Origin of the sequence: Sphingomonas rustica (assembly GCF_039652585.1) — a bacterium.
Lineage (GTDB): Bacteria > Pseudomonadota > Alphaproteobacteria > Sphingomonadales > Sphingomonadaceae > Sphingomonas > Sphingomonas rustica.
In genome coordinates, this window is the sequence record NZ_JBDIZK010000015.1 from 77,539 (window position 1) to 99,542 (window position 22,004).

General features: G+C 67.6%; 29 protein-coding genes. 17 read left to right on the forward strand and 12 right to left on the reverse strand.

Translation table 11 applies throughout. The features are described 5' to 3' along the window. The first annotated feature begins 10 nt into the window (after positions 1-10). The 4 genes from TPR58_RS20720 to TPR58_RS20735 all read left to right on the forward strand — a co-directional run bounded on the left by TPR58_RS20720 (position 11) and on the right by TPR58_RS20735 (position 2,273). On the forward strand, positions 11-550 hold the full coding sequence (locus tag TPR58_RS20720; protein WP_346248668.1) for a hypothetical protein: 540 nt from the start codon (positions 11-13) through the stop codon (positions 548-550). Between the two features lie 134 nt (positions 551-684). Then, positions 685-1,110 (forward strand): VOC family protein, encoded by a 426-nt coding sequence (locus TPR58_RS20725; RefSeq protein WP_346248669.1) that lies wholly within the window; start codon positions 685-687, stop codon positions 1,108-1,110. Positions 1,111-1,362: 252 nt separating this feature from the next. Next, on the forward strand, positions 1,363-1,788 hold the full coding sequence (locus tag TPR58_RS20730) for a type VI secretion system amidase effector protein Tae4 (RefSeq protein ID WP_346248670.1): 426 nt from the start codon (positions 1,363-1,365) through the stop codon (positions 1,786-1,788). Positions 1,789-1,916: 128 nt separating this feature from the next. Then, positions 1,917-2,273 (forward strand): hypothetical protein, encoded by a 357-nt coding sequence (locus TPR58_RS20735; protein WP_346248671.1) that lies wholly within the window; start codon positions 1,917-1,919, stop codon positions 2,271-2,273. A gap of 24 nt (positions 2,274-2,297) precedes the next feature. Here the strand turns inward: TPR58_RS20735 and TPR58_RS20740 are convergent, their stop codons facing one another. Then, positions 2,298-2,873 (reverse strand): YcxB family protein, encoded by a 576-nt coding sequence (locus tag TPR58_RS20740; protein WP_346248672.1) that lies wholly within the window; start codon positions 2,871-2,873, stop codon positions 2,298-2,300. 864 nt (positions 2,874-3,737) lie between these two features. Here TPR58_RS20740 and TPR58_RS20745 point away from each other — a divergent pair. The 3 genes from TPR58_RS20745 to TPR58_RS20755 all read left to right on the forward strand — a co-directional run bounded on the left by TPR58_RS20745 (position 3,738) and on the right by TPR58_RS20755 (position 5,302). Beyond that, positions 3,738-4,175 (forward strand): hypothetical protein, encoded by a 438-nt coding sequence (locus TPR58_RS20745; protein ID WP_346248673.1) that lies wholly within the window; start codon positions 3,738-3,740, stop codon positions 4,173-4,175. Positions 4,176-4,251: 76 nt separating this feature from the next. Beyond that, positions 4,252-4,530, forward strand: a complete 279-nt coding sequence (locus TPR58_RS20750) for a DUF6959 family protein (RefSeq protein ID WP_346248674.1) — start codon at positions 4,252-4,254, stop codon at positions 4,528-4,530. A 193-nt stretch (positions 4,531-4,723) separates the two neighbouring features. Next, positions 4,724-5,302: a hypothetical protein gene (locus TPR58_RS20755; RefSeq protein ID WP_346248675.1), complete on the forward strand. Its 579-nt coding sequence runs from the start codon at positions 4,724-4,726 to the stop codon at positions 5,300-5,302. A gap of 43 nt (positions 5,303-5,345) precedes the next feature. Here the strand turns inward: TPR58_RS20755 and TPR58_RS20760 are convergent, their stop codons facing one another. Beyond that, entirely contained in the window at positions 5,346-5,939 is a 594-nt protein-coding gene (locus TPR58_RS20760) for a YcxB family protein (protein WP_346248676.1), read from the reverse strand. 516 nt (positions 5,940-6,455) lie between these two features. Continuing rightward, on the reverse strand, positions 6,456-6,917 hold the full coding sequence (locus TPR58_RS20765; RefSeq protein ID WP_346248677.1) for a hypothetical protein: 462 nt from the start codon (positions 6,915-6,917) through the stop codon (positions 6,456-6,458). Positions 6,918-7,341: 424 nt separating this feature from the next. Between TPR58_RS20765 and TPR58_RS20770 the strand changes: the two genes are divergently transcribed. Both TPR58_RS20770 and TPR58_RS20775 read left to right on the forward strand, forming a co-directional pair. Beyond that, positions 7,342-7,887 (forward strand): cytochrome b, encoded by a 546-nt coding sequence (locus tag TPR58_RS20770; RefSeq protein ID WP_346248678.1) that lies wholly within the window; start codon positions 7,342-7,344, stop codon positions 7,885-7,887. A 187-nt stretch (positions 7,888-8,074) separates the two neighbouring features. Continuing rightward, positions 8,075-9,445: an alpha/beta hydrolase family protein gene (locus tag TPR58_RS20775; protein WP_346248679.1), complete on the forward strand. Its 1,371-nt coding sequence runs from the start codon at positions 8,075-8,077 to the stop codon at positions 9,443-9,445. A gap of 263 nt (positions 9,446-9,708) precedes the next feature. Here the strand turns inward: TPR58_RS20775 and TPR58_RS20780 are convergent, their stop codons facing one another. The 3 genes from TPR58_RS20780 to TPR58_RS20790 form a co-directional block, all read right to left on the reverse strand. Further along, a complete protein-coding gene (locus TPR58_RS20780) occupies positions 9,709-10,119 on the reverse strand; it encodes a hypothetical protein (RefSeq protein WP_346248680.1) in 411 nt (136 codons plus the stop codon). Positions 10,120-10,314: 195 nt separating this feature from the next. Next, positions 10,315-11,382, reverse strand: a complete 1,068-nt coding sequence (locus TPR58_RS20785) for a hypothetical protein (RefSeq protein WP_346248681.1) — start codon at positions 11,380-11,382, stop codon at positions 10,315-10,317. A 212-nt stretch (positions 11,383-11,594) separates the two neighbouring features. Beyond that, on the reverse strand, positions 11,595-12,068 hold the full coding sequence (locus TPR58_RS20790; protein ID WP_346248682.1) for a nuclear transport factor 2 family protein: 474 nt from the start codon (positions 12,066-12,068) through the stop codon (positions 11,595-11,597). A gap of 179 nt (positions 12,069-12,247) precedes the next feature. On the opposite strand from TPR58_RS20790, the gene TPR58_RS20795 reads away from it, so the two are divergent. The 3 genes from TPR58_RS20795 to TPR58_RS20805 all read left to right on the forward strand — a co-directional run bounded on the left by TPR58_RS20795 (position 12,248) and on the right by TPR58_RS20805 (position 13,508). Beyond that, on the forward strand, positions 12,248-12,415 hold the full coding sequence (locus TPR58_RS20795; RefSeq protein WP_346248683.1) for a hypothetical protein: 168 nt from the start codon (positions 12,248-12,250) through the stop codon (positions 12,413-12,415). Positions 12,416-12,718: 303 nt separating this feature from the next. Next, complete coding sequence (locus TPR58_RS20800) at positions 12,719-13,132, forward strand: MarR family winged helix-turn-helix transcriptional regulator (RefSeq protein ID WP_346248684.1); 414 nt, start codon at positions 12,719-12,721, stop codon at positions 13,130-13,132. Continuing rightward, the gene (locus TPR58_RS20805) at positions 13,125-13,508 is read left to right on the forward strand and encodes a VOC family protein (RefSeq protein ID WP_346248685.1); all 384 of its coding nucleotides are present in this window, start codon (positions 13,125-13,127) and stop codon (positions 13,506-13,508) included. The genes TPR58_RS20800 and TPR58_RS20805 overlap by 8 nt, the downstream gene beginning before the upstream one ends. A gap of 9 nt (positions 13,509-13,517) precedes the next feature. On the opposite strand, the gene TPR58_RS20810 is transcribed toward TPR58_RS20805, so the two are convergent. Further along, positions 13,518-14,396 (reverse strand): hypothetical protein, encoded by an 879-nt coding sequence (locus TPR58_RS20810; RefSeq protein ID WP_346248686.1) that lies wholly within the window; start codon positions 14,394-14,396, stop codon positions 13,518-13,520. A 289-nt stretch (positions 14,397-14,685) separates the two neighbouring features. Between TPR58_RS20810 and TPR58_RS20815 the strand changes: the two genes are divergently transcribed. Both TPR58_RS20815 and TPR58_RS20820 read left to right on the forward strand, forming a co-directional pair. After that, positions 14,686-15,018, forward strand: coding sequence for a hypothetical protein (locus TPR58_RS20815; RefSeq protein WP_346248687.1), 333 nt, complete (start codon positions 14,686-14,688; stop codon positions 15,016-15,018). A 102-nt stretch (positions 15,019-15,120) separates the two neighbouring features. Further along, complete coding sequence (locus TPR58_RS20820) at positions 15,121-15,765, forward strand: DUF4240 domain-containing protein (protein ID WP_346248689.1); 645 nt, start codon at positions 15,121-15,123, stop codon at positions 15,763-15,765. Between the two features lie 19 nt (positions 15,766-15,784). Here the strand turns inward: TPR58_RS20820 and TPR58_RS20825 are convergent, their stop codons facing one another. From TPR58_RS20825 to TPR58_RS20845, 5 genes are all read right to left on the reverse strand, one after another. Next, entirely contained in the window at positions 15,785-16,084 is a 300-nt protein-coding gene (locus TPR58_RS20825; protein WP_346248690.1) for a hypothetical protein, read from the reverse strand. Between the two features lie 62 nt (positions 16,085-16,146). After that, positions 16,147-16,620 carry a VOC family protein gene (locus TPR58_RS20830; protein ID WP_346248691.1) on the reverse strand — a complete coding sequence of 158 codons (474 nt, stop codon included), beginning with the start codon at positions 16,618-16,620 and terminating at the stop codon, positions 16,147-16,149. 78 nt (positions 16,621-16,698) lie between these two features. Beyond that, positions 16,699-17,298, reverse strand: coding sequence for an immunity 22 family protein (locus TPR58_RS20835; RefSeq protein ID WP_346248692.1), 600 nt, complete (start codon positions 17,296-17,298; stop codon positions 16,699-16,701). Between the two features lie 215 nt (positions 17,299-17,513). Next, positions 17,514-18,368 (reverse strand): oxygenase MpaB family protein, encoded by an 855-nt coding sequence (locus tag TPR58_RS20840; RefSeq protein ID WP_346248693.1) that lies wholly within the window; start codon positions 18,366-18,368, stop codon positions 17,514-17,516. A gap of 24 nt (positions 18,369-18,392) precedes the next feature. Further along, the gene (locus TPR58_RS20845) at positions 18,393-19,043 is read right to left on the reverse strand and encodes a YbhB/YbcL family Raf kinase inhibitor-like protein (protein ID WP_346248694.1); all 651 of its coding nucleotides are present in this window, start codon (positions 19,041-19,043) and stop codon (positions 18,393-18,395) included. A 287-nt stretch (positions 19,044-19,330) separates the two neighbouring features. On the opposite strand from TPR58_RS20845, the gene TPR58_RS20850 reads away from it, so the two are divergent. The 3 genes from TPR58_RS20850 to TPR58_RS20860 form a co-directional block, all read left to right on the forward strand. Beyond that, entirely contained in the window at positions 19,331-20,839 is a 1,509-nt protein-coding gene (locus TPR58_RS20850) for a S9 family peptidase (protein ID WP_346248695.1), read from the forward strand. A gap of 5 nt (positions 20,840-20,844) precedes the next feature. Beyond that, positions 20,845-21,411 (forward strand): hypothetical protein, encoded by a 567-nt coding sequence (locus tag TPR58_RS20855; protein ID WP_346248696.1) that lies wholly within the window; start codon positions 20,845-20,847, stop codon positions 21,409-21,411. A gap of 111 nt (positions 21,412-21,522) precedes the next feature. After that, positions 21,523-22,004: hypothetical protein (locus TPR58_RS20860; protein WP_346248697.1), on the forward strand; the 482-nt coding region annotated here is incomplete at its 3' end.

Here is a 22,004-nt window from a genome sequence, read left to right on the forward strand (position 1 = left end):
ACACGGGGCGATGACCAGCGCAGTCCGGACCCTCACCCTCGCGGCGGCCAGCGCCGCTGCCGGCCTGGCGGCGATCTGCTCCCCCCTGGCCGCCGCGCAGACCGCACCCGCGGCACCGATCGCGGAACCGTTCAGCCTCCCCTTAGGCCCGGTCCCGTCCGCGCTCCACGGGGTTCCCTGTACCGTGTCCGGGGAAGCCGGCCTGGCCTGCTTCCCCGCCGACGTCACGACACAGCCGGTCATCGGCGTCACCGTGTCCGACTGGACGCGCCCCCTCTCGCGCCAGGACCTGGTCCGCTTCGTCGAGGACACGATCTATGAGGGATCCCCGGGCAAGCTGCTCCAGCGCGTCGACTTCGCGCCGCCGACCGACCCCGACGCAACCGGCTTTCGCGCACTGTACCAGACGAGCGCCGGCAATCATCATGTCTGGGCGGTCGTAAGCCGTGGCAAGCTCGTCATCGCGATCGCGATCACGCCCGCCCCGGACGCGTTCGCCGCGATGGACCGGGACATCGAACGCAGGATATTCGGCGTAGCGCCGCGCTAGAGCATTTTCAAGTTGACCGTATACGGTCAACGACTTGGAAAATGCGGCATCGAAAATACGAGAGCGTCTTCACTGAAGGTGAAAACGCTCTCGTCCGCAATCCCGGAATTCCCGGCCCCTTGGGCGAGACGATCATGACGCAGCAGCAACTCTCGGTCATCACCCTCGGCATCGCCGATCCGGCGCGGTCGAGGCGCTTCTATTGCGACGGCTTCGGCTGGACGCCTGTGTTCGAGAATGACGAGATCGCCTTCTACCAGATGAACGGCTTCGTCCTCGGCACCTGGCTGACGCCCCGGCTCGAGGCGGACATGCAGCGCCCCGGCCTTACCCGTCCCGGCGCCTTCGCGCTGGCGCACAATGTCGCGGCACAGGCCCAGGTCCAGCCGCTGATCGACCACCTCGTCGCCGCCGGCGGCACCCTCCTGCGCACCGGCGACGCGCCCGACCATGGCGGCTTTCGCGGCTATGTCGCCGATCCCGACGATCACGCCTGGGAAATCGCGTGGAACCCCGCCTGGACGATCAGCCCGGAGGGGCTGGTGACCTTCGCGGTCTGAAGTGACGGTGCGCGGGCACACCGTACCGATTGGTAAGCCAGAGCATTTCATACAGTAAACGTCTCAGAACTACTGGCAGGACTGAATTCCATCATTACGCAATCGCTGCAATCATAAATGCCTGTTGAATTTTTTCTAGGCCATGATCATTCGACGACCATGTATGCGTCATCATTGTAATGGCTTGAAATTGGCCGACCATAAGTAGTAGTGGATATTGCATCCTACTCCATTAGCGTGTGAGGGACGTAGATGCCGACCATTACTTGGCTTAAAATTTGGAACGCGCACCCCTATCCAAATTCCCCTTGTGACACCGTCGCATTTCCAAACCAGTGCGCGATCAGGATGAGCGTTGCGCTGACGGGAGCTGGCATCAACCTATCCAGCTTCCATGGAGCAAAATGCTATCCGAATATGGGCCACGACCGGCGCCATATTCTGCGCGCGCAGGAACTCGCCGACTGGATTGCACTCCGGCCCACCACCTTCGGCACCGTGGGCAAAAGGAAAAATGTTACGGCGTCCGACTACGCCAGCAAGCCGGGCATCGTTTTCATCCAAAACGGATGGGGACCGACCGATCACATCGATATCTGGAACGGCGTATTGATGAAGGGTGGAAGCCCGGAGTATTTTGCGCTCGGCAAGGAGGTCTGGTTTTGGCCGCTCAGCTAATTTGCATCGCGCTCCCCGCCCTGCTTCTGGGCGCCTGCTCGCCGAGTTCCGAGGCTGCACAGCAGGAGCGTCCTTCAGAATCGGCAAAGACCGTCGAAACCGATCGAACGACCCTTGGCGCGGGGCCGGTGACGCTGCTCGCGCGAGACGGCGCCTGCCTGGTCCGGCGCACGGGCCAGCGCGACATCGCCCTTGCTCCCGCCGCGCCGTGTCGCTTCCTGCGCGCGAACGGCCAGGTGCAGCAGCATGGCTATCCCGATCGCGGCATCGATGCGGTGGTGCTGGTGATCGGCTCCCCTGCCAGCGCCGCGCAAAAGGCCGAGTTCGGCATCGCGGCCAGCGAAGACTGCGGCACCATAGCGCACGGCCTGACGCTGCGCGGCACGACCATCACCGCCGCCGCCAGGCCCCTGCGCGGCGGCATGTTCTGCGTCGACAAGGGCCGCGACGAAAAGGACTTCTACGCCGCCGCGCACGAGGCGTAAGCGCGCGGGGCCCTGCCCGCCCACCTAACCCTGTGCCAGAGCGGCCGCATCCGGGCTGCGACCGCGCGCCGGCTCGCTCATCCGCGCCACCGCCGCGGCGATGAACGCGCGCTCGGCCTCGGGCGTCGCGAAGAAGCGTCGGGGCAGCACCATTGCGGTACCCTGCACCAGAAATACCCAGTGATCACGGGTCCTGAACACATCGGTCAGCGCCGGCCAGCGCGCCGTCATCGTCACATTTTCATAGCCATAGCTCAACCCATCGACACTCAGCCGGAACGCCAGCGTCGCCTCGACGGCCTGTCCGCGTTCAACCAGCGCCTTGCACATCGTGGAGAACCACAGCCGTTGCGCCAGAAGCCCTCCGGCGATCGCACCCAGGAACGTGAACTCGACGATAAGCAGCGCGTCGACCCAGGATGGCGAAACCAATATCCCGACCGGAAGGCCGATCGCTACCATCGAGCACAAGATGATGATCGTCCGCCAGCGCGGCGACAGCCCGTTGCGGCCCTTGATATAGGCCAGCGTGCGCGTGCTCTCTCCCGCAACTAGCACACCGCTGACCTCCATGACGTCCGGCGCCGCCCACAATGCCACATCCCGCTCCACGTTCACCTCGTCTTCCTCTCGAGTTGAATCACCCCCAGCGGCGCAGCGCCGACGCCCCGCACGGCGCGCCGATCGCGGCTGCTGCAACGAATGCCCAGATCCTCGATCGCTTCACATCATGCTCCTCTCGCCGCAAGTAGAGCCCCAAGGTCCCAGCCGCAAAACCCTTAGGAACTCTCGGAACGAGACCACTGTCTCGGTGTCGCCATCTCCTCACTTCGGTGCGGACGATTCCATCCGCCTAAGCACTGCGGGAAGCGAAAGCACGAGGCGGCGTACTTGAGGCCGCGACGTCGAACGACAACCTGATCGCTGGCGCCTCTAGCGATACTCGTAACCCCAGACGCTCCATGTCCGCCCCGGCTCGAGCACCAATACCTCTTTGTCACGCCGCCAGCCGCCGACATTCCCCGCGAACCTCACCCGCGATTCAAACGTACAATTCGCGACTTTCACACCCTCGACATGATATCTGGCATGCTCACGGGCCGAGACGGTCACGCATCGTGGATTTCGCACATCGACATGATGGATGTTGATCATCGGACAGGCCCCCTCCTCCGTACACCGATCATCATAGCGAAAGAGCGTCAGGGCAGTGGAAATCTCCTGCTCGGACAGGACAACCTTCTGTTTTTGAGGGGAGAGGGCCAAGGCGAAGAGGAGAGCAGTTGCTGACAGCATGGCTCAAGATGAATCGCCGATGCTGCGTAGTCAATCTGCCGCGCAGAATATGTGCATTTCTCCGGCTCCGCGCCCTGCTCGGAGGATCATCCGCCCCGACATCGTTCCCCGCGCCAGCTTGTCTTGCACCACCGACAGGGTAGACTTGCACAACAGGAGGTACGTCGAATGCGCGCAAAAACCTATCTGCTGGCCGGCATCCTGGCCTTCGTCGCCAGCGTCACCGGATCCGACCTCGTCGCCCGAATGACGGTCACCGGCAGCGATCCCGCCACGGCGCTGGCCGACCATCTCGAATGGGCGATGCTGACGCCGATCGGCCTCTTGTTCCTGCTTCTCCCCTTCGCCGGAACCGCGCTGGTCTGCGCCGCCGTCAGCGAGCGCAACCGCACCGCCACCGCGATCATATACGCCGTCGCCATCGCCGTGCTCGCCTGCACCTATTTCGATGGCTTCATGACGTCACAGCATGCGCTGCTCGACGGCCGCTGGACCGCTGCGGCGCTTTCGATCGGGCTGATGCCGCTGTTCACCGGCCTGCCGGTCCTGCTCGGCGTGGGCCTCGCGGCGGCACTGATCGTCACCTCCCGCCCCCGACACGCCTAGACCCCGCCCCCAATTCCGCCGGTCCACGCCAGGACCGAGTGCGACTATGACACTGTCCCGGCAACAGGAGGCAAGGATGCGAACCGAAACCGTCGAGATCTATTCGGACGCGAGCAACGCGGCGGTGATCCGCCATCCGGGCCGCCAATTTCCCGGAATGCTCATCCAGGGCGACACGCTGCACAACCTCAGCAGGATGGCCGCCGCAGCGCTTGCCGGCGCAGTGCCCGACACCGATCACTGGTACGACCTTCAGGAACTGGCCGATGACCTGCGCGTCAGGACGGAATTCTATATCCAGGTGATGCGCGAACACGGACTGGAGCTGCCATTTTTTCCGGCCGCGGCCGATTGACTTTTCCGGTCGCGATTGCCGCACAAAATGGGTGGCCCCTTGCCTGCCGTTCCGCGCGAGATACACTGCCCCGACCTCGCAGGAGCCGAGCCCATGCGCGCGACGGCAAGGATTATCGGGACGGTGACTATGACTGCAAGATGAGGGACGCTTACGCCAGACTGGCGCCGCGTCCACCCGGGAGGGCGGTACGATGACCGTCCGTTCGACCGCAGCCATGATTGCGGCAGTTTCGCTGGCACTCTCCGGGTGCGGCGCACCGGCAGGTCCGCCGCGAGGGACGACCAACGATATGAGCGCGCGGCCCTCGTCCACGCCCGTCAATTTCACGTTCCCCACCATCGAACTGGCGGAGGATCCTTATGCAGATCCCGAGAAATTGGATGGCCCCGCCAGGTCGATCCGCTTCGATGACGGGACCCAGGTGTCACTGCGAGGTTGGAAGATAAACGGAAAATTCGGACTCAGCCACGGTCTGTGCGGTGTCCGCATCTGGAAACAGCGTCTGGAAACGATCGGGGGCGGCAAAACCGACTCTTATACCTGCGTTGAGCTTATCGACGCGGGCGCCTTACCATCAACCCGAACCTCGCGAAGGATCGGTTTGATTTACAACGTCTCCAGCCCATCTCCCCCCATGCCGACCTACCAGACCGCGGTCGTCTTTCTGGGCGACGGTTCAGGCTGGCGCGTCGATCTCGACCGGCTGGGCATCTATGACGGCGCCCCGGCGGCCAGGTCGATCAGTGCGCTTGCCAAAGCGGTGCGCTGAATTGAAGTAACGGTCACCAAGATGACGACAGTTCAAGGCGCTGTCAGTCCTGTGCCAGTGCCACCGCATCCGGGCTGCGACCGCGCGCCGGCTCGCTCATCCGCGCCACCGCCGCGGCGATGAACGCACGCTCGGCCTCGGGCGTCGCAAAGAAGCGTCGGGGCAGCACCATCGCGCCGCCCTGCGCAAGGAAGATCCAGTGGTGCCGGGTCCCGAACAGATCGGTGACGGCGTCCCAGCGCGCCGTCATCACCAACGCCTCCAGATCATAGGCCGGCCCGTCGGGCGCGAGGCGGAACGTCAGGCGCGTTTCGGTCGGCTGTCCCCGCTCGACCAGCGCCTTGCGCATCGTCCGGATCCACACCCGTTCGAACAGCAGCGCGCCGCCGATCAGGCCGACAATGGTGAATTCCACCGTCAGCAGCGCGCTGAGCCAGGATCCGGAAACCAGTTTCCCCACCGGCACGCCGACAGCGATCATCGAGCACAGGAGCATGACCAGCCGCCACCGCGGCGACAGCCCGTTGCGTCCTTTGACATAGGCCAGCGCGCGTGTGGTCTCGCCCGCTTCCAGCATGCCGGTCACCGCCACGACATCCGGCGCCGTTTCCTGAGGACCGTCGCGCTCCCCCGTCATCGCGCCTTTCCGACCGGCACAGCCATATCGGGCGCTTGGGCCCACCCAGCACCCGGGGCGAGCATCGCCGCCGCCAGGCAAAGGGATCCTACTCCAGACCGCATCACATCGCGCTCCCTTCATTGCGGCTCTGACGCGCGTACGCCCCGCATGCAACCCCGGGATCGGCTACGACGGTTGCCAGTTCGAACCGACTGCCGCGACCGTCTATATTGGGGCCGTCGTGTGCTAAGCTGCTTCTACTCCTCCACATTTCAGACGCTCGGCTACAGCCATATCCCCTTCCCCCAGGTGGGCGATGCGGTGGCCGTGGCCGCACTTTACCTCGCGATCGGTCCAATGGTGCTGGCGGCTGTCGCGCTGGCCACGGCAATGATCGCCTTCACCGGCCGCCTCCGGCCCGCCACTCCCCGCCCCCATGGGATTCCGTGCCGATCCTCGCCGCCGGTCGGAGCCACGCTCGGGCGCCGGCGCTTAGCCGGATGCGCGCCCGGCCTGCCGTCGCCCCGCGCAGCCTCAGTCCCAGTTGAACGTCGTGCGCAGCGTACACCCCTCGGGCGGCGATTGCCCCTCTTCGAACAGGGTTACCCGGTCGATGGCGGCGATCTGCGCGGCCGAAAACAGCCTTTCCGACGTGAAATAGGCGGCACCATGCCCGCCGTTCCAGATTGCGACGACGAACCTGCCCTTGTCGCGGCGCTGCTTGAACCGCCCCGGCTGCGCGCCTGTCGGTTTGCGGATGAGGTGCCCCTTGGGCTGGCTCGCCCAGCCGATACCCCGAACCTCGAACGCGCCGAATTCGCCGGTCCAGCGGAAGCTGCCGCTGTGAATGCCGATCTCCCGCGTGGTAATCGTCTCGCCAGGCAACAGGTCGATGATCGGCGCAAAGCCGCAGAAGCGCCCCGGCCCTGTCAGATCGGGCGATCCGTCCGGCGTCAACAACGCGGCAGTCGACAGAAGCATAATCGTTTCGATCATCGCTACCTCGCAAACAGTGCGAACCGTCTCTCGGCGCAAGGTATCGCACATTGGCCTCGATGATAAGCGACAGAGGATCGTTGCGAACCGACGGCCTTTTCACGATGGTCGGCAAATGAAAGCCTGTGGCATCTTCCCCGTGTTCGAACTGCGCGTCCCGAACGATGGCCGGCCTGACCATGCCCCGACCTGATCCCGCGCGATGGCATTTAGCTGCTGCCGCTTACGCTCCAAATATTGCATCCTGCGGATCGGTCGCACCGCAACCCGCCACGTGCCCGGACCCTGCCGCTTTTCGAACCGGATCGTTTCCAAAGCGGACCTTTCCCCCGCCGCGCCCCTGTGTCAGCATCACGATCTCCGCCGGCGCGCGCCGGCAGGACGGATTGGCGACGGGCTCCCGCCCGGGACGAAGGATCGATCGATGCAGGTTCAGGACCGTTACCCCGCAGCGATGCGGATGCTCCACTGGACCCGCGCCGGGCTGATCCTCGGCCTGATCCTGCTCGGCTGGGTCATGACAACGCTGCCTGAAAGCACGGTCGCCCGGTTCGAATGGTTCTATCCGGTCCACAAGCAGTTCGGCGTGCTCGCCTTCCTGGTCGGCGTCATCGCGCTGTTCGTGCGCGTGCGCAGCGCGGTGCCGCGCCATCCCGCAGGCCTGGCCCGCTGGGAGACGACCCTGTCGACCATCGTCCAGTACGCGATGCTGGCGCTGGCGATCATCGTGCCGCTGATGGGCTATGCCATGTCCAGCACCTATTCGCACAGCGACGGCGTGCCGTTCTTCCTCTTCCACCTGCCCGAACTGCTCGCCAAGAACGACCAGGCCTCCGCCGTCTTCGCCTGGCTGCACGAGAAGCTGGCCTACACCCTCCTGGCGCTGGTGGTCCTCCATGTCGCCGGCGTCCTCAAGCACCGCTTCCTCGACCGCGGACGCGATACCGACGTGCTGCCGCGGATGCTGTAAGCGCCGGCGGCACTCCAGTGGCCGGATCAAAGATCGTTTCGCGCGAACCTTTCTCCGCCCCGCCCGATCCGGCACCTGCGCTCGACGCATGGCTCGCAAAACCGGTTGCCAATTCCGGGCGCGGCTTTCACGCTGCGCCAAAGCCTTCGGGACTTTTACCGATCCCGATGCGGCGGGGAGCGAGACGATGACGCGCGGATGGATTGCGACCTGGCTGGCGCTGCTGATCGCGCTGATCGCGCCTGCCCCGGCATGGGCGCAGCACGCCGCGGGCGAGTGGCACGGACAGCTGACGGTCGGCGCCACGACGCTGCGGATCGAGGTGACCATTACTCAGGCGGCCGACGGCTCGCTTTCAGGCACGATGGGCAGCCCTGATCAGGGAGGGGAAGACCTCAAGCTGACCAATGTGACGTTCGCCGGGACCGACTTTTCCTTTGACGCGCCGTCGATCGACGGACGGTACGCGGCGCATTGGGACGCCGCCGCCGGCAACTGGGCGGGCAGCTGGACCCAGGGCGTCGCCCTGCCGCTCGTCCTGTCACCCGGCAAGGAAACGGCGATCAGCCGGCCACAGGAGCCCAAGCCGCCCTTCCCCTATGTCGAACAGGATGTCGCGATCGACAGCGTGGCGGGCGTCCGCCTGTCCTGCACCTTCACCCGTCCCGCCGCGACCGCCGCCGGTGCCGGGACGGTACCGGCGGCGGTGCTGGTCACGGGATCGGGAGCCCAGGACCGCGATGAAGCCCTGTTCGGGCACAAGCCCTTCGCGGTGCTGGCCGATCATCTGACGCGCGCGGGGATCGCGGTGCTGCGTTGCGACGATCGCGGCACTGCGCGGTCCACCGGCGTCTTCGGCACCGCGCTGACCCGCGACTTCGCCGATGACGCGCATGCCGCGCTCGCCTGGCTGCGCCGCCAGAACGGCATCGGCAAGGTCGGGCTGATCGGCCATAGCGAGGGCGGACTCGTCGGCCCGATGGTGGCCGAGCGCGACCCGAAACTGGGCTTCCTCGTCCTGCTGGCCGGGCCCGGAATCCCGATGGCCGACCTGCTCGCGGCCCAGAGTGTTGCGATCAGCCGCGCCATGGGCGAACCCCCGGAAAAGGGCGCCCGCAACGGCGAGACCAATCGCCGCCTTGTCCAGGCGGTGATCGCGGCGCCGTCCGGCGAAGCAGCGAAGGCGGCCGCGACCCGCATCCTGATCGAGGACGGGATGTCGCCCGAACAGGCCGCGTCACAGGCGGGGCCGGTCGCCTCCCCCTGGTTCCGCTCGATCGCCGCCTATGATCCGCGCCCGCCACTCGCCCGGCTGCGCGTACCGCTGCTGGCGCTGAACGGCGGCACCGATACCCAGGTGCCGGCCGCGGCCAATCTGGCGGCGATCCGCGAGGCGACGCGCGACAATCGCGACGTGACGATCGTCGAGCTGCCCGGCCTCAACCACCTGTTCCAGACCAGCGCCACCGGCTCCCCCGCCGACTATGGCAAGATCGCGGAAACCTTCTCGCCAAAGGCACTCACCCTGATCAGCGATTGGATCCTGAAGCACCGCTGATGCGCGTGGTGCAGGTCAGCCACATTATTCGACGCTTCAGGTTCAAAGGCCTTATGTGCCGATGCCCGCCTTCGCGGCGCGTTTGACGGATCGAATCCGGGCCCCGCGCAGAGTCGCAGAGGCGCAAAGATTGCTTGGGGGAAGCCACGACGCCCGACCTCGAATCATCCTCTCCGCGTCTCCGCGTCTCTGCGCGAACCAATCGGACCCATCACCCTTCGCCTTCCCACGTGATCGCCGCCACGCATGCTCCGGACCCGCCGCTACCGGCGCACCACCGGCTGGTGAAACGCCGCCGGCACGCAGGTCGCTTGTGCCTTGCGCACGACCCTACCGAGGCCGGACTCGAAGCGCTGGTCATCGCTCAACGCCGCCGTCCGCCGGTCGAAGGTGAGCAGCCGCTCCTGGCCGCCGCGGTGGAGGTTCGCCAGCTTCACCGGGTTCGATCGTGCTTCGCTGATCCGGTAGCTCTGGTCCGCCCCGCACCGGTCATAGCAATAGGTCCCGGCGGCCAGATCGGCGCTGAAGCTTAGGGTATAGGGGACGTGGGTTGGCGGCTTTGCCCCGACCTGCAGCGTTTCGGTCCCGGTACAGCGTTCGCCGATCCGATCGGCGGCGAGCGCGGGCGTCGATCCGGCAAGGGCCAGTGCGGCGACGACTAAAGCTGGCTTCATTGATCCATTCTCCTGATCCTGCGCAGTCATGCGCACGCGCGATCATGTTCGCGCAGAGACGCGGAGACGCAGAGGGGTCGCGCACGCGGCCCGGGTCATCGATCCTGGTCCAGGGCAGAGCTCGCTCCCCCCCCACACCCTCTCTGCGCCTCTGCGTCTCTGCGCGCATCAATTCCAACCTGTCACCCGCCCGCCTCACCCATGATGATCATGCCGGTCGTCGCGCCGCGGCGGCGCCTTGGGCCGCGGCGCGGGCGCCGGATGATAGGCCGGGCGCGGCGGGCCGGCCAAGGGGCGCGGGACCGGCATTGCCATGCGGTGCGGCGGCGGTGGTGCCGGGCGGTCGCTCCAGCCCGATTGCTGCATCCGCCCATGAACCGGCGGCGGCGGACGGTCCGAGGGCACACCGCCGCCGCGGACGTCGGACCGCGGGCGCGGTTCGTCCATCGGCCGCTCGCGCGCGAAGGGCGGCGGGTCGCCGCGGCGCTCGTCGACCGGCATGGCTCGATCCATCCGCGGATCGCGAAACGCCGCGCGGCCATCGGGCGGTGCCATGCCGCGACCCGGCCCGCCCGGCGCCGCCAGCGGCCGCGGCGTCGCGACCAGCGGCGGTCGCCCGCGATTGGCGGTCACGAAGGCGCGCGGATCGGTCCTTGCCGCGACCAGATGCTGGAACTGGTTGCGCGTCGGCATCAGATGCGCCTCGTGCGCCGCGATCAGGTCCTGGCGCGCCGGCCGCGCCTGCACCCCGCCGGGTCCGCCATTATAGCTGATCCGGGTGACGCGGTTCACCACCACGTTCTTCTGATAGATGTTGGTGATGTGGACGTTGGTGACGTTGGTCACGACGCGGTTGTAATAGACGTGATTGCCGCGCCAATATCCGCCCTCGAACCCGTATCCGGTGTAGCCATAGCCATAGGGCACGCCGCCATAGAAGCCGACATGAGGGCCCCAATAGCCCGAATGGAAGACATAGGCGCCATCGTCCCATCCCCACCAGGGCGGCGTCCACAACAGCCCCGGCCGCGGCGCCAGCACCCAGGTGCCCGGCACCCAGTAATAATCGTCGACGATATCGTCCCACGCCCAGTAACCCGGCGTCCAGATATAATCCGGCCCGGGCAGCGGCGGCTGTTCATAGACCGGAAGGGGCGGCGGCGGCACGCCCACGCTGATATCGACCGAAATCTGCGCGCCGGCCGGAACCGCGATCGCCAGGGTGGCCCCCAGCGAAACCATTGCCGTCATCACCCTGAACATGCGACCTTCCTCGCGAAAACCCGCCCGCTGCAACAGGCTGATCCCGCCCACCTGAACGCCCGCTTACAATCGCGCTCCATGAAGAAGATGTAATCCGGCGTTCATCTTCGCGCTCGATGTCAGTATCCGCAACGGCCGGAACTGACGCCGACGCGGAAAATGTCCCGCCGCGACCCCGAGGCTATTGGAACCGACCTTCGCGCGATCGCCTGCTATTGCTTGTGACTGGTATAGAATTCGCTCGCGATCTTCCACCGCCCGCCGGCCTTGACCAGCTGCAGCGTCTTCCACCCCCAGCTTTGCCCGTCGGCCGTACTGTTGACGAAGACCAGCCGGACATTGGCCAGCGCACCATCCTGTTCGATCCGCACCTGCCGGAATCGCTGGGTGAACGGCCGCCCCTCGAACACGCCTTTGCGAAAACGTTCATAATTGGCCAGCCCCGCCGCATTGCCGTCCGCCGGCAGCGCCGCCCCGATCCCCGAGAAGGGAATGTCCCGGCTCAGCAACAGCGTCTCGAACAGCGCCTGGTCCTTGGTCGACACCGCGCGGGTATAGGTCGCCAGCAACGCCTCGATCGCCCTGCGATCCTCGCCGACACTGGCGAAGTCCGCCGGAATCCGCTGCACCGAAGCCGGCCCGCCCGCCAGCGAAAGCGCGGTCGCGGCAATCAGCAGCTTGATCATGTCGTGTCTCCAAAACCGGCCACCCCGAACCATAGCCCCGCCCCTCAGATCGCAGGAAGGCGGCATTGCCTCCGGATCGGAGCGACCAGCCAGCGCCCTCCCCGCCGATGCCCTGCAGACCCGCTTGACCTGTGCCTCGCACAGACAGAATATCGCACCACCCTCGCGGAGCGACGATCATGACGATGACGCGTATCGGCTTTTTCAGCGCAGCTTCGGTTCCCGCGGTGATCGCCGCGATGCGGTTCGAACAGGCACCGGATTATCTCGCGGTGATCCCCGGCATCCTGATCGGCCTGGCCATCCTCGGCCTGATCCACAAGCGCCGCACCGCCTGCGCGGGGTGAGCGCGCGGCACGAGGATAACCGAAACTCCGCCGCGATCTGACGAAACCGCGATATCCCCACCCGTCACCCCGGCTGGAATGCCGCGGTCCACGTGCAACACATCCCGGACGCGGGGCTATGAAGACCAGCGTCCTCCCGAGGGATCACCTGCTCGCCTTTATCCCTTCGCCTGGACAGCCGCGGACGCCCCTCCCAACCCTGACGCGCCGCGTGACTCCCCCGAGCTTGACGCGCGATAATTAATACGCAATGCGTATCATATGTCACACCCGACCGCCCCCGAGTCCGACGAAGCGAAAATCGTGCGCGCCACACTCCGTCTCGCCCGTCGCCTGCGCCAGCCCGCGTGCGAGGGCGAGGCAACCGGCAGCGGCCTTGCGCTGCTTGCCTCGCTTCATCGCCGCGGCCCGATGAGCGCGGTGGCGCTGGCGCGCAGCGAGGGGTTGCAGCCGCAATCGCTCAGCCGGCTGCTCGCGCGGCTCGACCAGGACGCGCTGATCGAGCGGACGGTCGATCCCGACGATCGCCGCCGCCATCTGATCGCGCTCACCGATACCGGCCGCGCCGCACTGCACCGCGCCTTTGCCCGGCGGCGCCAATGGCTGGCGGCGGCGATTGCCGGCCGGCTGGACGATGCCGATCGCGCCACCCTGCTCGCCGCATCGGACATCATGCTGCGCCTTGCCGAGGATCCACAGGACGACGACCATGACTGACACGCCAAGGCTGATCGCCGCCGAACCCCAGTTGTTCGTGCCGGACCTTCCCGCCGCCTGTGCCTTCTATGTCGATCGCCTCGGCTTCAGGCTGGGCTTCGTGCACGGCGACCCGCCCTTCTATGCCCAAGTCCGCCGCGGCGGCGTGCGCCTCAACCTGCGCCATGTCGACGGTCCGGTCCATGATGCCGGCTTTCGCGGGTGCGAGGCCGACGCGCTCGCCGCGACGATCCTGGTCGAGGGGATCGAGGCGCTGGCCCGCGCATTCGACGCTCCCGGGGTCACGTGGCATCAGCGGCTGAAGCGCGAGCCCTGGGGCGCCCGGACCTTCATCCTGCGCGATCCCGGCGGCAACCTGATCGCCTTCGCCGAATAGAGCTGGTTCCTAGGCCCGCACCGCCCCCTCCGCCGACACCCGATCGCCCGCGGCCTGCCCCCGTGGCGGGACCCGGCGCCACGCCCATAGCAGCAGCGCCGCCGTCACTGCTCCCGCCGCCAGCGCCATCGGCGCGGCCGGGATGCGGGTCAGCAGGTCGACCCAGCGCAGCCATGGCTCGCTCCTGCCGATCGTCTCGAACCCGATCATCTGCGCGATCGTCGCTGCCGCGGCGATGCCGAAGCCGGTCCGCGCGGCGGGGTTCTTCACCGCCAGCGCCACCGCGATCGCCAGCGTGATCGCCTCGGCCAGCTGGAAAGACAGCCGGAACCCGGCAAACCCCGCCCAGCCGCCATGCGGAAAACCGGGAATCGCCGGAAACAGCCGCCCGATGATCGGCGGCAGCACCAGCAGCGCCGTCGCCAGCATGGCCGAGGCATGCGCCGTCACCCGCCGGCGCTGGACGAAGGCGTACACCGCCAGCACCACCACCGTCGGCCCCGCGATCATGTCCGCAATCACCAGCTGCGCACCGAACGCCGAATGAAACGGATCGGCCTGATCGCGCCACAGCATCGCCATGCCCTGCAGCGCCAGCGGGCCCGCGGCGGCGAACAGCGGCAGCACAACGAAGGTCGCCAGCCCCGCCGCCCGGTGCCAGCCGGCCCTGCGCGCATGGATCGACCAGCTCTGCGCCGTCAGCAGCAGCAGCCACAAGGTCGCGGTGATCCCATGCGCATGCAGCGCGAACGGCGCCTCGCCCAGCTGCCCGAAATAGCCGGGCCAGAAGGCGATGGCGATCAGCGGAAACAGCAGCAACAGCCACCAGCGGGCACGGCGATAGGGCATGTTCTTTCCCCCGAAAGAGCCGGCGAGAGCGTAACGCATCTTCGCGATCGTGCAAGCGTGCAAGCGTGCGGGAGCGGGTCGCAGGCCGTGCCGCGGGCGCAACTCGTTGACGAGGCCGCGAGCCAAACTCCCCCTCACCCTTCCGCCGGCTACGCCGGCTCCCTCCCTCTCCCACAAGAGGAGAGGGATTCTAGGCGCGCGGAAACAGCCCCCTCTTACCTCCGTCACCCACCTTGCCCGCACCGCACCCGCTTGGCATCACCTGACCGTGCGGGACCAGCACCGGCGACATCGCGCCGCCCGGACCCGCACATGGGGGACTGCGACAATGACACCTACCCTCCTGCTCGCCGCGACGCTGCTGCTGCCCAGGCACGTCCAGGAGGCCCCGCCCCCGTCCGCCGACGAGATCGTCGTGATCGGCGAACGGATGCGCCGGCTGAAGCTGAGCACGAAGACCGATCGCAAGACCGGCGCCCCGATCTGCGTGTTCCGGCGGCGCAGCGGCGATCCGGCGTTCGACGCGATGATGTGCGAGGCGGTCCTGACCTGCGCGAAGACGGTCAAGACGGTGCCGCAGATGGAGACCTGTGTCGGCCCCACCGTCCAGGCCTATGCCCGCGACCTGACCGCGCGCCGGCGGTCGGCGCCGACGCCCTAAGCTGGCACCGCCTGCCCCCGCCTGCACGCAGCAACATGGCCAGCCCTCGCAATTTGCGCCTCACGCAATTCGCCGCATAATGTGCTCGAGAGGGGAGCAATCATGCACGACCGGATTCTCCGCGGCCTTGCCGTCGCCGCGCTTGTCGGGACCAGCGCCCTGCAAAGCGGGGCGACTCTGACGAGCCCCGCCGCGCAACCACCCACGGCACCTCAGGCCACCCCGCTCGACAAGGACGCATTCTGGGCGCTGATCGACCGTTCCGCCGCGGACGGCGCCGGCTCCCCGACGCAACTCGCCACCCTGCGTGCGGGCCTGATGCGCCTGTCCGCCGACCAGATCGTCCACTTCCACCGGCAGTTCGTGGCGGCGATGCGCGACGCGAACAGATGGGAGCTGTGGGGCGCCGCCTATGTGGCGAATGGCGGCGCGTCCGAAGACGGCTTCGCGCTGTTCCGCTGCTGGCTGATCGCGCAGGGCCGCGCCACCTTCGATGCGGTGACCGCCGATCCCGACCGTCTGGCGGAACGACTCCCAGCGGACAGCGAGGGCGAGCTGGAATTTTACGAGATCGCCCATGTCGCGCGCGAAGCCTGGGCGGAGAAGACCGGCAAGAGCGCCGACGAGATGCCGGCCGATGCCTCGGCCGATGCGCCGACCGAACCCACCGGCACCCCGTTCAGCGAAAACCCCGCCGACCTCGCGAAACGCTATCCCCGGCTCTGGGCGCGCTTCGGCGAGCGCTGACGCCGCCCCGCCCGCCCGTTCACCCGCCACCCCGCCCCTCATACGCTTCATCGCACCGCGGCGCGTCGGGCGCCTGCTCGTCGAGCGACTGGCGATAGGCGATGCAGCCGCGCAGGAAGTGCGGCCACTCCGGCACCAGGATCGCAGGGTCCGCCGGCTCGGGCAACAGCCCCCACAGCCGGGGATGATGCCAGCACAGCTTATGCCCGCTGGCGTCGCGATGCTCGCGAATCCCCGCGCGCAGCCGCCGCACCTCGGCCGCCAGCGCGGCGCGGTCCATCGCCTCGATGTCGCGGTCCGGGTCGGTCGCGATTTCCACGCCCATTTTCGTGAGTGGCGGACCGCCGCGGCCGGGCGGCCGGGCGGCCTTCGACGCTCCGCCTATTCGGGCTTGGGCTCCCAGAACTGGATGCGCGTCCCATCCGGATCCAGGATCGAGGCGAACTTGCCGAACGGGTCGCCGTCGTCGCGCTTCACGATCGTCACGCCCTTCGCCTTCAACCGCGCGACGAACGCGGCGAGGTCGTCCACCGCAAAGGTCAGCATGAACTCGCGCGTCGAGGGCGCCATCTCTTTGGTCGCCAGGTCGAAGGCGGTGACGATCACCACCGGCGGATGCTTGGGCGCATCATAGCGCAGCTGCGCCCCGCCCCAGGCCTCGACATCGATGCCCAGCACGTCGCGATACCAGGCCATCAGCGCCTTGGGATCCTTGCTCTTGAAGAAGATGCCACCGACCCCGGTGATATGCCCCGGCGACTGCGGCGCCTGCTGGGGCGACTGCTGGGCAAGAACGGCGGTCGGCGAAAGCAGCGCGATCAGCGCGGCGGACAGCAACGACGCAAGAAGTCGCACCCGATATCCCCTTGTCGAAATGGCGACCGGCACCAGCACCGCGCCACGACCGAAGCGTATCGGGTCCGCGCCCGCACGTCACGCGTCGGCGAAGCAGCCGAGGTAGATCAGTCCGTTATAGAGCAAGTTTCTGTCGCTGACCGCCAGGTCGGGATCGCCATAGACCATCATCGCATTGGCCTCCGCGATCCCGCGCGCCGCGCATTCGGCCAGCATCGCCTCGCGCGCGGCATCGGTGCGCAGCGCGCCCTCGTCGATCATCTCGCCGACCGGCACCGGCGCTGGCAGGTACACCGCCAGCATCAGATCCTCGTCATACAGATAGCGCAGCCCCAGGTCCCGGCAGAAGCCGCACCCGGTCAGATCCTCCGTCGCGGTCTCGCGCCGTTCCTCGTCGGCCTGCCAATAGGCCGGATCATGATCGAGATAGTGCACAAACTCCGCCTCGCTGGCGCTCGTCGTCCCGATCCACACATGCAGCGCTGAAAAGGGCGAGCTGCCCAGATCCCCGCCCAGTTCCTCGACCCAGTCGAACAGCGTCCCCGGCTTCAGCCCGTGCCGCTTCTCCAGCTCGGGAAAGCCGCCCGTCGGCGTGCGGTTCAGCGCCTCGTCAACCAGCTCCCGGCGAAACGTGTCGGAGTAGGAAGCCTCGCCTCCCCGCCCCGATGCACCGCTCATGCGCGGCACTCGGCGAGAGGGACAAGACCATGAGCGAGAAGCGAAAGCCGGAGCAGCATCGAAGCAACCATCCGCAACCTGTATCACGCCAAGACCGCGAGGCCAGCGCGACAATCCCCCCTTCCGCTTGCGGGAGGGGCCGGGGGAGGGCGTGTCAACCTCGAGCGCCCCCTATTGGAACAGCCCCTCCCTCCCAGGGAAGGGAATCGCCCCACTCACTTCACCCCGCCCCCGAACGCCCAGCGCATCGTGCCCGCAATCCCCGCGGTCGCGCCGCGCACCAGCGGGACGGCGGCGCGGACCTGGCCCAGCCGGTGCATCTCGCGCGCCCAGCCAGGCAGCAGGTCGACCGCGGCGCGCATCACCAGCGCCTGCGCCGGCGCCATCACCAGCGACGGGTAGGGCTGGTGCAGCACCTTGTCCGCCACTGCGCGCGTCCGGTCGTCGGCGACCAGTTCGGGGCGATAGCGCGCGATCAGCGCCTCCGCTTCGGCGCGCGTCTCGGGCACCGGGTCGGCGTCCAGCGCGCGGGCGATTGCCGCGAATTCCAGGAAATACCGGTCCTGGTCCGCCGCCGACATGCGCGGCTCGCCATAGCGGATCCACGCGTCGAGAAAGCTCACCGCCTCGGTCACATGCACCCAGGCCAGCAGATGCGGGTCAGTCGCGGTATAGGGCGTCCCGTCGGGCAAATTGCCCTTCACATGCTCGTGCACCGCGCGCACCTTCGCGATCGCCGCCTCGGCCAGCGCTCGCTCGCCATAGGTCGTCACCGCGATGAACCGCGCGGTGCGCCGCAGCCGCCCCAGCATGTCCTCGCGAAAGGTCGAATGGTCCCACACCCCGGCCAGCGCCGAGGGGTGCAGCATCTGGAGCAGCAGCGCCGACACCCCGCCGACCATCATCGACGTCACGTCGCCATGCACCCGCCAGATCACCGAATCCGGCGGGTACAGCGCGTCGTCCGACCGCACCACCGGCGTCTCGCCGCGCTCGGCATCGTTGAAGATGTTGCGGATCGTGCCGATCAGCAGCCGCCGCACCGATCCGGCGCCCAGGTCCACCGCCATGTCTTCGCTCGCTCCCCTGCCGCTTCAGGCCAGTGCCGGCCCGGCGGATCCCGCCGGCGCCACCGGTTCGGCGTCGTCGTGCGACGCGATATCCGACGGCTGCCCGCGCGAATAGGTGCCGATCAGCACCCCCGCACCCAGAACCCGGCCCGAGATCGCCTCGACGATCGCCGACCTCCCGGGGCTTTCGTCCAGTTCGGGCAGGCTCGACAGCGCGAACGGCTGGAACACATAGTCATGGCTGCCATGGCCGGTCGGCGGATCGGGCGGCAGCCAGCCTTCGCCCAGGTAACTGTTGCGCCCGACATCGGGGCCCGCCTCGACCGCCTCGTCGGCGACGATCGCCCCCTCGGCCAGCCGGTGGTCGTCGGCCGGGATCGCCCACACCACGGCATGGACCAGGGGCTGCGGCGTCGGCGCATCGGGATCCTCGACGATCAGCGCACACCCCGCCGTTCCCTCGGGCAGCGCCCCCCAGACGAGCGGCGGCGACACCCCCTCGCCATCGGCGGTAAACCGATCGGGCAGCCGCGCGCCGGCGGCAAAGGCCGGACTGGACAATTCGATCTCGGCCACCCCCTCGGCAATGCCGGGCTGCGCCACCACCAGCTTCCCATGCCCGGCGCGCACCGCCGCGAAGAGGGATCCGATCCAACCGGGAACATGTTCGAGCATGCGGACTCCTGATGCAGTGACGCGGTCAACGGGTTGGCGGCGACATGGGTCCAAGGGCGCCCGGTGATGATGCAAGGGATTGAGCCCAACTCCCCCTCACCCTTCCGCCGGCTACGCCGGCTCCCTTCCCTCTCCCACAGGGGGAGAGGGAAGGGGCCCGCTTGCGAAGGGAGTGGGAAGGATGAGGGGGATGACGGTGCCTCACCGGAGCACCCTATCCAAACCCCGCGCCCTCTGCTTCACTCCCCCAAACGCGCTCAGCACGCGCACCCCGGGGGAGGACCACCATGCCAGCCCACATCACCCGCATCCTCACGCTCCTCCTCGCCTTCCTCCTCCTCCCCCACCCCGCCAGTGCCCAGCCCGTCACCCCCACCACCGCCTGGCAGGTCTACGGCGCACCCTCCGCCCACAGCTTCGACCCCGCCGTCCCCGGCGCCGCCACCATCACCGTCCAGCCCCCCGCCAGGCGCGCCGAACCCTGGTCGAGCGGCGCCGGCATCCGCATCCCCGGCGCGATCGCCGCAGGGGAGCGGGTCACCGCCGCCTTCTGGGCCCGCGCCGCGCGGCCGCTTCGCCTCACCGCATCGCTCCAGGGCGGCGCCCCCGACTATGCCGCCTTCGCCAGCGCCCCGCTGTCGCTCACCCCGAACTGGCAGCTCGTCACCGTCTCCGGCGTCGCGCCGGCCGCCTTCGCCGCGGACAGCCAGTCGCTGTCGCTCCAGCTCGGCCATGCCGATGCCGAGGTGTCGCTCGGCCCGGTCGCCTTCGTCCGCGGACCCGTAGATCGCGCCGCGCTCACCCGCCGCTTCGCCGAGTATCGCCCGAGCAGCATCGCCATCGACCTGCGCATCCCGTCCGAGCCCGACGTGACGCTGGCCGCCACGCTGCACCTGCCCGCCGGGCGCGGCCCCTTCCCGCTCGCAGTGATGCTCCAGGGCCATGGCCCCAATGGCCGCGGCTGCTTCGTGCCGCTGGTCGATCGGCTGACCGGTCAGGGGATCGCCGCGCTGGAATATGACAAGCGTGGCATCGCCGGGTCGACCGGCACCTATGTCGAGGACGTCGCCCGCCTGACCGCCGATGCCGCCGCCGCGGTCGCGGCGATGCGCGCCCGCCGCGACATCGACCCCGCGCGCATCGCCCTGATCGGCCACAGCCAAGGCGGGGTGGTCGCCCCCGCGCTGGCCGCCGCCGACCCGCACATCGCGGCGATCGTCACGCTGGGTGGATCGGTCGGCGACGGCTTCCCCTATCTCCACCGCGCGATCCTGGGCCAGATGGTCCATGCCGGCATCCCCGAAGCCGCCGCCGCCCCAGCAGCCGACGCCGCGATCGCCCTGCTCCAGGCGCGCGCCGACAAGGCCTCGCCCGCCACCATCGCCGCGCTGCGCAGCGCCGCGATCGACCGCTTCCAGGCCGCCGGCTTCCCCCGCCCCCAGGCCGAGGGCGCACTGGCGATGATCGACACGCCCGAGGCATGGGCGGCCAACGGCCTGCGCTCCGCCTCCGACCTGGCGGCGCTCCGCATCCCGGTGCTGGCGGTGTTCGGCGAAAAGGACCCGCTGGTCGTCGCGACCACCGAAGCCCCCGCCGCCCGCCAGGCCCTGTCCGCCAACCCCCGCGCCCGCGTCGTCGTGCTGAGCGGCCTCAGCCACTGGTTCCAGGAAGGCATCGTGACCGGCAACGGAGAGGAAGTCGCGAAGCTCGGCCCCAATCTGGGCTCGCCGCGGCTGGTGACGCTTGTGGGGGATTGGCTGAAGACGGTGATGGCGGAGGGGAAGCGGGGAGGCTGATCCGATTGCCGCCGCTCTACGCCCGTTATATCTCAAAAGGGTCTTCCCGTTTTGTGGAACTCATGATGCGGTACGCGATCGCCCCGGCCCTGCTCCTGCTCTACACCGCAGCGGCGGATGCCCAGCGAACACAGGATCGGCGCGACCTGCCGGACGTAGCCGATGTCTACACGCAGCTCGTGCAAAACCCGCCCCTTCTTACCGCCGAACGCCTCCCTGCCGGATACAAGCTGGGACGGTGCCGGCTCGACATTGACGGACACCCCTACATTTCCGGTCGATGCGCTTATGAGATCAGCGAAGGCGGCGCGTTCGAATTCCACGGACCCCGCCAGGTGTTTTCAGGCGTCGATTACCGAAAGCCCGAGGTGTTCGCCGATGAAATCTCGACCGACTATTTTGTCCAGGTGCGCCGCGAGTTGCTCGACGGCGACAAAAGGGGACCACGCTGGCAAGCGTTCTGGAACGGCACCAAGCCGGCCACGCATGCGTATCGTGATCTGGGCAGACTGACGAAACGCGGCGCCTGCTACGTCAACGCCCGGACGCGGATCTGTCTCTGGAAGCAGTGACCGGCGGAGGCGCATGCAGTCTACCCGATCGACGCGGACCTTGCCGCCGCCTAATCAGCGGGCCGCCCAGGTAATTGATACTCGACGCTCATGACGGAGGCAGAACGACTAATGAAATTGTCGATCAGTTTGGTGGACGGGTTTCCCTATTCGACGCGCGTCCACGAATTCCCCGTGAATATCGAGATTTCCACCGAACAACCGATCGAAATCTGGTCCCGCGTCGTCGTCAGCGGCGCGCATTTGGAAAAAGAGGACGACCAAGAATTTTTCTTGGGCTTTTCGATGCTCGTGTCCCCTGCCCGACGAGAACTCGCGCCGCTGCTGCCGTCCGCACCAATGCACATGCAAGTAGATGTTTTCGAGCATGACAGCGATTTCACGGAATATTTGCCGGGGAAATATCGCTGCAAAATACAGGTACTGGTTGGGAAAAAGAGTGATGAAGGGATTACCATGATCACCCTCACCGGGCCTGTCAGGATTTTCGTGTGCGGGCGGGCGGTTGAACATTACGCCGCCATGGCCTTGATGAAGCGCTCGCCGAAGATGACGGCGAACTGGGCCTTTGCCATGGACCACTCACGTGGCGG

Excerpts from the sequence above, each read along its gene's own strand:
- TPR58_RS20780 (WP_346248680.1), bottom strand. The coding sequence starts at position 10,119 with ATGAAGCCAGCTTTAGTCGTCGCCGCACTGGCCCTTGCCGGATCGACG.
- TPR58_RS20850 (WP_346248695.1), top strand. The coding sequence starts at position 19,331 with ATGCCAGCCCACATCACCCGCATCCTCACGCTCCTCCTCGCCTTCCTC.
- TPR58_RS20810 (WP_346248686.1), bottom strand. The coding sequence starts at position 14,396 with ATGCGTTACGCTCTCGCCGGCTCTTTCGGGGGAAAGAACATGCCCTAT.
- TPR58_RS20820 (WP_346248689.1), top strand. The coding sequence starts at position 15,121 with ATGCACGACCGGATTCTCCGCGGCCTTGCCGTCGCCGCGCTTGTCGGG.
- TPR58_RS20765 (WP_346248677.1), bottom strand. The coding sequence starts at position 6,917 with ATGATCGAAACGATTATGCTTCTGTCGACTGCCGCGTTGTTGACGCCG.
- TPR58_RS20755 (WP_346248675.1), top strand. The coding sequence starts at position 4,724 with ATGACCGTCCGTTCGACCGCAGCCATGATTGCGGCAGTTTCGCTGGCA.
- TPR58_RS20845 (WP_346248694.1), bottom strand. The coding sequence starts at position 19,043 with ATGCTCGAACATGTTCCCGGTTGGATCGGATCCCTCTTCGCGGCGGTG.
- TPR58_RS20815 (WP_346248687.1), top strand. The coding sequence starts at position 14,686 with ATGACACCTACCCTCCTGCTCGCCGCGACGCTGCTGCTGCCCAGGCAC.
- TPR58_RS20785 (WP_346248681.1), bottom strand. The coding sequence starts at position 11,382 with ATGTTCAGGGTGATGACGGCAATGGTTTCGCTGGGGGCCACCCTGGCG.
- TPR58_RS20760 (WP_346248676.1), bottom strand. The coding sequence starts at position 5,939 with ATGACGGGGGAGCGCGACGGTCCTCAGGAAACGGCGCCGGATGTCGTG.
- TPR58_RS20805 (WP_346248685.1), top strand. The coding sequence starts at position 13,125 with ATGACTGACACGCCAAGGCTGATCGCCGCCGAACCCCAGTTGTTCGTG.
- TPR58_RS20725 (WP_346248669.1), top strand. The coding sequence starts at position 685 with ATGACGCAGCAGCAACTCTCGGTCATCACCCTCGGCATCGCCGATCCG.
- TPR58_RS20790 (WP_346248682.1), bottom strand. The coding sequence starts at position 12,068 with ATGATCAAGCTGCTGATTGCCGCGACCGCGCTTTCGCTGGCGGGCGGG.
- TPR58_RS20730 (WP_346248670.1), top strand. The coding sequence starts at position 1,363 with ATGCCGACCATTACTTGGCTTAAAATTTGGAACGCGCACCCCTATCCA.
- TPR58_RS20745 (WP_346248673.1), top strand. The coding sequence starts at position 3,738 with ATGCGCGCAAAAACCTATCTGCTGGCCGGCATCCTGGCCTTCGTCGCC.
- TPR58_RS20770 (WP_346248678.1), top strand. The coding sequence starts at position 7,342 with ATGCAGGTTCAGGACCGTTACCCCGCAGCGATGCGGATGCTCCACTGG.
- TPR58_RS20720 (WP_346248668.1), top strand. The coding sequence starts at position 11 with ATGACCAGCGCAGTCCGGACCCTCACCCTCGCGGCGGCCAGCGCCGCT.
- TPR58_RS20750 (WP_346248674.1), top strand. The coding sequence starts at position 4,252 with ATGCGAACCGAAACCGTCGAGATCTATTCGGACGCGAGCAACGCGGCG.
- TPR58_RS20775 (WP_346248679.1), top strand. The coding sequence starts at position 8,075 with ATGACGCGCGGATGGATTGCGACCTGGCTGGCGCTGCTGATCGCGCTG.
- TPR58_RS20840 (WP_346248693.1), bottom strand. The coding sequence starts at position 18,368 with ATGGCGGTGGACCTGGGCGCCGGATCGGTGCGGCGGCTGCTGATCGGC.
- TPR58_RS20795 (WP_346248683.1), top strand. The coding sequence starts at position 12,248 with ATGACGATGACGCGTATCGGCTTTTTCAGCGCAGCTTCGGTTCCCGCG.
- TPR58_RS20835 (WP_346248692.1), bottom strand. The coding sequence starts at position 17,298 with ATGAGCGGTGCATCGGGGCGGGGAGGCGAGGCTTCCTACTCCGACACG.